Raw genomic sequence first — 2,249 nt, 5'->3', positions numbered from 1 at the left:
GATCTTGAACGGCTGATCCGGCACGCTGATCTCCCAGGTCCCCTTGGGCGCGTCCAACGCCTTGGCCGTCGTCACGTGGCCGTTGTCGCCCAGCAGCGGCGCGACCTCGATCGTCGTGCCCCGCTGCGTGGTGATCGTCACCCGACAGGCCGGAGTGAAGACGCGCGCGCCCATCAGCCACCCGCCGCCAGATCGACATCGCCATGCAGGCGCGGCCGTTCGACCCCGGAGCCGGCCCGCAAGCGCTGCGTGGTGCGGCTGCGCGTCTGGCCGTTCACCCGCTGGTTGATGTTCAGCGTCAGTTCGCCGTAGCGGTCCTGGGCGCCGCGATTGGCTTGGGCGGCGAGGTGGCGGTCGAGGTTGGGGACGTAGGCGCCTTCGCGGTCGGCGGGTGGTGCCGCGATTTTCGGCATCGATGCGTTGCGCAAGGCATCCCGCAGTTCGGGCGGTACCGCGCCGCCGTAGCCCCAGGTAGCGCTTGGCAATCCAGTCCCGCCGACGCTGGCCGGGCGCGCCTTCTGCACATGCAGCGCGTGGCCATCATGGCTGTAGCCCAAGCGATCCGCGCCGGCCTCCAGCGCCATGCGATAGAGCATCTTGCGCTGCTCGGCGGACGCCCATCCGCCTTTCGGGATCAAGTCGAGCGATTCCCCGATTCTGCTCGGCACGTCGCCATGGTTGCGGGTACCTGCGCGCGACTTGCCTCGCGATCCGCCGCCGTTGGCGACTTGCAATGCAATGCCGGCTTGCGCCGCCTCGCGGTACATCTGGTCGGCGATCATCAGCGTATCGCCCGCGATTAGGCCGGTACCGGATGCGCCGCCCAGGATCATGCCTTTCTGCGCCCTTAGCGCCGGACTGACCATTTCCCACAAAGGGCTGTTGGCGTCAACCGCCCCGCTGCCGGTTGGCGCAACCGCCCCGCTGCCGCCAATCCCGTATTCGCGTTGCCGCTCGCGCACGTGCTGTAAGTAGTTGGGATCGCCGCCGCCGTTGTAGTTGATGATCGCCTGATCAGAATTGCGGCCGGCTTTTTCGTAAAGTTTTTTATAGTGCTTGGTAGCAAGATCAATTTGTTCGTATGGGTTCATCTTCATCACGTCGGCGCCGGTCAGGCCGTAATCTTTCAACATCGATTGGTCGTTGAATTGCCCAATCCCATACGAACCGCCGCGCGACCCAACATTTTTTGCATCTGGGTCAAACCGTGATTCCCTGGCAAAAATCCCCGCCATGTCCGCGGCCGGCACGCCGTAATGCGCAGCCCGATCGGTCACGATGGCCTGATACGGGTAGTTTCCCCCGCCGCCCGGCAGATCGGCCCCGCCCGCGGGGGGGATAAAGAAGTCCAGCACAGCGCTGCCCGCCCCGCGAAACGCGTCCATTGCGCGCCCCCGCGCACCCTGCGCCTTGCGCCCCATGATCTCGCGCGCCTCGCCATAGCTTTTTGCTCGGATTTCCATTGGATCGGTGATGGCCTTATACACATAATCCCCCGCCCGCTGCGCCAGCGACTCGCGCACGCCCCCGGTCGGGTCGGCAATATCCGCCAACTCTTTCAGCTTGGTGACGATCTCTTGCACGCCGTTGTCCACCGCGGTCAGGCCGCCAGCCGATACCTCCTTGATACCGCGCAGCGCCGGATTGATCTTATCCCCGACCGCATCCCCCAACGTCTTGGCATAGTCCGCATCCGTCATCCGGTCCTTTTGGCCTTCGGTCTTCTCGATGCCATGCGTTGCAATGGTCTTGACCAGCGCCGTGCGGATTGCTTCCGGGTCGCCCTTGGCAATCGCAGCCGTGAGGGGCTGTTTCTGCGTGCCAGTCAGGAAACCCATCTCGCTGACATAGCGCTTGGCCATCCCCGAGACATCACCAGCCCCCGCGTCCATCGCCTTGATGATCTCTTCGATGCCGCCCGTATTCATCGTCGCGAGATCCACGCCATAGCGCCCTTGCAGGTCGTTGGCGAAGCCGCCCAGGGTCTGCTTGCGCTCTTTCTTCAGCGTGCGCGCCAGGTCCAAATACACCTTTGATTGTGGAGTGGACAGATTGTTGAGATAGCCGAACGCGGTGTACTGCTCGAACAGCGGGCGGTGGCCGTACTCCTGATCGAAGCTCTCCATGCGCGCATCCATGACGGTCGTGCCCCGCTTGCCGCCCACCTCGCCCAGGTCGAAGAACATGCCGCTCTGGCGCGCGAAGCGCTGCGCATAGAGGTTGGTCACGCCGGCCTGCGACAACGCCCG

The 2,249-nt window shown here is 64.4% G+C and carries 1 protein-coding gene; it reads right to left on the bottom strand.

Annotated elements, in window-relative coordinates; all coding sequences use genetic code 11:
• Positions 1–173 precede the first annotated feature (173 nt).
• The coding region (locus A39O_RS32560) for a transglycosylase SLT domain-containing protein (protein WP_040527451.1) at positions 174–2,249 on the bottom strand (2,076 nt) is incomplete at its 5' end.

The sequence above is a fragment of the Lamprocystis purpurea DSM 4197 genome (assembly GCF_000379525.1).
Taxonomy (GTDB): domain Bacteria; phylum Pseudomonadota; class Gammaproteobacteria; order Chromatiales; family Chromatiaceae; genus Thiodictyon; species Thiodictyon purpureum.
The sequence above is the reverse complement of the archived record's forward strand: the minus strand, read 5'-3'. Positions and strand labels throughout refer to the sequence as shown.